At 43.9% G+C, this 5,053-nt stretch carries 6 protein-coding genes; 5 read left to right on the top strand and 1 reads right to left on the bottom strand.

Annotation, left to right across the window (positions count from 1 at the left end; translation table 11 throughout):
• Window positions 1-648: 648 nt before the first annotated feature.
• Window positions 649-1,089 carry a hypothetical protein gene (locus ABY436_RS18820; RefSeq protein ID WP_372740465.1) on the bottom strand — a complete coding sequence of 147 codons (441 nt, stop codon included), beginning with the start codon at window positions 1,087-1,089 and terminating at the stop codon, window positions 649-651.
• Between the two features lie 775 nt (window positions 1,090-1,864).
• Here ABY436_RS18820 and ABY436_RS18815 point away from each other — a divergent pair.
• The 5 genes from ABY436_RS18815 to ABY436_RS18795 form a co-directional block, all read left to right on the top strand.
• Window positions 1,865-2,548 (top strand): hypothetical protein, encoded by a 684-nt coding sequence (locus tag ABY436_RS18815; protein ID WP_372740464.1) that lies wholly within the window; start codon window positions 1,865-1,867, stop codon window positions 2,546-2,548.
• Between the two features lie 18 nt (window positions 2,549-2,566).
• A complete protein-coding gene (locus ABY436_RS18810; protein WP_372740463.1) occupies window positions 2,567-2,851 on the top strand; it encodes a M23 family metallopeptidase in 285 nt (94 codons plus the stop codon).
• Between the two features lie 43 nt (window positions 2,852-2,894).
• Entirely contained in the window at window positions 2,895-3,572 is a 678-nt protein-coding gene (locus ABY436_RS18805) for a hypothetical protein (protein ID WP_372740462.1), read from the top strand.
• Window positions 3,573-3,668: 96 nt separating this feature from the next.
• Complete coding sequence (locus ABY436_RS18800; RefSeq protein ID WP_372740461.1) at window positions 3,669-4,700, top strand: Tat pathway signal protein; 1,032 nt, start codon at window positions 3,669-3,671, stop codon at window positions 4,698-4,700.
• Between the two features lie 49 nt (window positions 4,701-4,749).
• The coding region (locus tag ABY436_RS18795) for a DUF6544 family protein (protein ID WP_372740460.1) at window positions 4,750-5,053 on the top strand (304 nt) is incomplete at its 3' end.

Raw genomic sequence — 5,053 nt, 5'->3', positions numbered from 1 at the left:
GGTCTTATTTTCAATCTACTTTCTTTCAGAATTGCTCCAGTTTCTTATATGGCGTATTGGTTCAAAATGTTTCACAGAGGTTTTGGTTTAATCATATAAACAACGAGGGTGAGTTTTGATGGAATACATAGTAGGTCAAATAACGATCGGCTTGACTAAACAGTTAGCGGTTGAAATAAGGAGTGGGCAAAAACGAGTTAAGTAATTTCCAACATTGAAATGACATAGACTTCTACACAAAACTAATATGTTCTAGCTCTATCTCGCTTTGAGAAATTCCGGGGACAGTTTACTTAATTCAGCCTATTTTTAGGCCTTGGTTTTCTTTCGCGTAAAATACGTTTGTCTGTCACTCAAGCTTGTTCAACAAACCTCAGGGGTCAGCGGATTCCGGGGACAGTTTACTTAACCCAGCCTACTTTAAGGAATTAAGTAAACTGGGATTCCGGGGACAGTTTACTTAACCCAGCCTACTTTAAGGAATTAAGTAAACTGTCCCCAGAATCTACGTTGATGCAACGGACAATACCTGCTGCGCTAATCCCCTGCGAAATATCGCTGTTCATATATGAGTGTTGCACTTATTATCTGAAATCGAGCTTTGGCTGGCTTAGCAGAGAAAGCTCATATGTGTTAAAAGTTTTCGTACTATTGAATAATCTCAGCTTTTAAATCTAATAAAAAGATTTCCGGTAACTGAAGTAATACTTTATCGGTGTGCTTATGAATCATATTTTTCATTTCCTCGTCAGAATATAAATAGAGATTTACTTCATATAATGTATGGTTTTTAATTGCAGGCAATTCTGGCGACAGCACCAGCATTCTGTCGCTAAGTACTAATTTTCCTAAATCCTTAACCAAGGGTTCACTAGCATCACTAGGATTTTCAAATTCAGCATAAGCATATACAGGATCACTCAAGCTTACAGACTTATAAGTCATCGCATATTGCACTATGCCTGAATTTATAAAGAAACCACTACCCAATGTATGTATGGGGCCTGCGGTGTTTGGATTGGGTAGCTTTGGCGTCGTACAAGCGATTAATGTAAATGCGAAAAATGCTACTGCTAATTTTTTAAGCATATGTATATCCTTTATTTTTGAATAACCTTCCGTATGATTTTCAAGCTTTGCCTTCCGACTATAAATTGTTATTTAACACTTCTTTTAAAACCGAAAACATAAAAATGAGTAATGAAATGATAATTTCAGGCAATTATTTTTCGATCATCCTCAATGTTAAATACTTCGGATTTGAGCAAGATCTTCAAAGGATTAATAAAGTCTCTACCACGGCATCATAGTGACATAATGCCCATGAACGCTTTTGTCACCCACCTATCTAAACGTTTGACGGACTACCTCAGGGGGTGAACCGGATAAACCAAGGCCAAAAGCACTTCAATTATCCTAATAAAAAAATGAACAAAATCCATCCAAATACACGCTATGTTCTAGTGTCGTCTTGCTGACGACCTAGTCCTAAGCTCTGGCATAAATATTCGGCTATCGCCTCACCTTACGGTCGTTGTCACTGTGTTCCATCGCTGTCCCGGCTATGCCTCGGCTGAGTTGTCCATTCCAAAAAACAAAATAGCAAGCTCATGGTAAGGGCGGGCATTTTTATTTCGATAGCGTGAATGAAAGATGTGATTTAGTCGATTAAATTATGGGAATCCTAATTACCCTCACTGAGAATGCGTTTTGAGGTGAATTAACTTCTATGGATTCGAAAGTCCTGTTCAAAAATTGTATGTTTCGGCAATTAATACTCGTAACCCATAGGAGCATGTTCTCTTTCTTAAAAACGAAGTACCTTTATTAAATCAGAACAGAGTTACTATTAAGGAGTCATCAAATGGACTGGCTACTTATTCAAGTACTTTTTTTACAGGTTTTAGTGCCTCTATTGCTACTGATATGGTTAGCCAGAATACGAGAAAAAGCCCGTTTCAACTGGCTGTTAAAAACAATCATGGTATTGAGTTATCTTACCTCGATTGCAGTGGCAGGGATTTGGCCATTCATGCCGTGGCCCTATGTGTATCTGAGTATAGCGATACTGTTGGCTATGCGTGGTGGATGGCGTATCAAGGACACACCCTGGCTGGATGTTGCAGAGCTACGCTCTCAAATAGGGCTTGTCGGCTTGCTCGTGACCTCATTAGCAAGCGTAGCTATGAGCGTTTATCTGTTTAGCGGATGGATTCCACCGGCTGGATCGAGCATTAATCTCACGTTTCCATTGCAACAAGGCAACTATCTCGTCGTCCACGGTGGAAGCAATATGATACTCAATCCTCACCTGAAAACCTTGGCACCTACTCCGCGTTATGTGCCCTGGCGTGGGCAGAGTTACGCTATTGATGTAGTTAAAATCAATCATTGGGGCTTGCGCACAAATGGCATACTGCCAACCGACCTTAAGCGTTATGCAATCTTTGGTGACAGCGTATTTGCCCCTTGTACAGGCAAGGTTGTCAGTGCAGAAAATGATCGACCTGATATGCCAGTACCTCGTAGAGACCCCGATCGAACCTAATTGACGGGGAACCATGTGTTGCTTGAGTGCACTGGTGTAGAAATTCTTTTGGCTCACTTACAACGCGGCAGCGTTGTCATTAAAGCTGGCGACCACGTAATAGTGGGCGATTTTCTTGGTCATGTTGGCAACTCGGGGAATACCACCGAACCACACCTGCACATCAGCGCGCAACGGCGCAAATCAGGTCAACCGCTGATAGGCGGAGAGCCAGTCGTAATGCTTTTTAATGGAAATTATCTCGTGCGCAATGAGCTGATTACCGGTTATCAGGCAGTGAGTGATCGACATAATATTCAATAATCGTGCAGTAACACAACAGGAGCATCCTCCAGGGAGACACAATATGCTTGCGCTAATATCATCATCGACAAAGACAGTCGGATTCTGGTCTGCGGTACTCGCCACAGTTTCCAGTATCACTTATATCTTGGGACAACTCGCTGAATGGATGGGTTTTTTGGGCTCTCAGGGTGGGCCTGAGAGTGCCAGCACGCCACTTGGGATTGTCGTACTGCTTACACCCTCTTTGCTATTGGGCTCATCGTTTCTGGTGCTCGTTGTCAGTATCCATCAACTGGCTGCACCTGAGAGAAAAATCTGGAGCCATGCCGCCGTTGCATTCGCCACGGTTTATACCGCCCTGATCAGCATCGTTTATTTCGTACAACTCACACTGGTAATGCCTCGACTTGCACGCGGCCAGATTGAAGGTATCGAGGTTTTCCTGTTTGTGCCATTTGACTCCTTCCTGTACGCGGTAGATATACTTGGCTACAGTTTTATGAGCCTGGCCACACTATTTGCGGCAATGGTATTCACAGGCAGAGGACTGGAACGGCTCGTGCGACTATTTCTGATTACCAATGGTTTGTTGCTCCCCTTCATTGCTCTGCAAATGTATTATCATCCTTTGATATGGATCGCCGCACTTTGGGCAGTGACGTTTCCGGGGGCAACATGGTCGCTTGCTATCCTGTTTCGACGCGCAACGACAAATACATTTGGCTCTGAAAACTTATGAAATAGACTGAGTCGAAAAGTACTGACTTGCTTACACCTGAATCTTGGCATTGGGCGTCACGGGGTCTGAAGTCAAAATTCAATAGGTAAAAGTAAAATGTCATTAAATGAAAAGTACGACAAAGCTGCAAAAAACATTAGACGGCCAGGAACTGAGCGCGCAGACGGCACACTGGATACCAAAGAGCTGATTCGGTACGCTACACTCGCCGCCTCCAGCCACAATACCCAGCCGTGGAAATTCCGCATCCGTCAAGACACGATTAGCATCCTACCCGACTACTCGCGACGTTGCCCGGTTGTCGATCCCGACGATAGTCACCTGTTCAAAAGCCTGGGTTGCGCTACTGAAAACCTCATTCATGCGGCTGCCGCGCAGGGCTTTTTCGCTAATGCCCAATTCGACCCTAGTGAAGACGGAGTAATCGTTACGTTGCGCCGTGATCCCTCGGCCCATGCCTCAGATTTATATCAGGCAATTACCCAGCGCCAATGTACAAAGATTAGTTATGACGGCTCATTAGTTGACGAACCAGAACTTAAACTCCTGCAGGAAGCAGGAACTGGTGGGGGTATTCGTACACTGCTGATGTTGTCAGAAGCACAAAAAGAAACCCTAATCGACTATGTTTCTAAAGGAAACACCGCCCAGCTAACGAATAAATCATTTCGGGATGAACTGGTTTCATGGATTAGGTTTAACCATGGAGAGGCCTTACGCACTGGCGATGGACTATCCGGACGGACTAGCGGCAATCCGTCGCTACCGAGTTGGTTGGCGAAACTGATCATCGGACTGGTACTGACAGCAAAAAAACAAGTGGAGACTGATGCCATTAACATCAGAAGCTCTGCAGGTATTGCAGTTTTCATATCAACCCGCAACGATAAAGCCGCTTGGGTAGAAGCTGGCCGTGCATACCAGCGCTTTGCGCTGCAAGCGACTGCGTTGAATATACGTACAGCATTTATCAATCAGCCTATCGAAGTACTTACACTACGTCCTGGTTTTGAAAAATGGCTAAATCTCAATGCCGAACACGCACTTCTAATGGTGAGATTCGGTCATAGCCAATTGGCCCCCTTTAGTCAACGTCGTTCAATAGATGATGTCATCATTAAGCACTAAGCACAGATGACCTATAAACTAAAAAGTGAACCAGACTTTGCAGATAACAATGTTTGAGTGGTTTCTATTTGCTGCTTGTGCCATCACCATGTTGTTTCTTTTTGCCGTTAAAACAGGTCAGGCGCGTGAAACCAGAAGGGCTGAACTACTGCGAAAACAGCTCAATCAAGGAGTCGGTCAATCTGTTCGCGAAAGTATTAATTTTAGCTCGGTATCTGTCCTGCCTCCACCGGTCGAACGCTATTTAAAGCATGTGCTGACGGATGGGCAAGCGATGATCAAAACCGTGGAAATGCAGCAATCAGGTAAATTACGTACCAGTACAAATAATAAAAAATGGTATAGGTTTACAT

The sequence above is a fragment of the Neptunomonas sp. genome, assembly GCF_041601355.1.
Taxonomy (GTDB): domain Bacteria; phylum Pseudomonadota; class Gammaproteobacteria; order Pseudomonadales; family Balneatricaceae; genus Neptunomonas.
The sequence above is the reverse complement of the archived record's forward strand: the minus strand, read 5'-3'. Positions and strand labels throughout refer to the sequence as shown.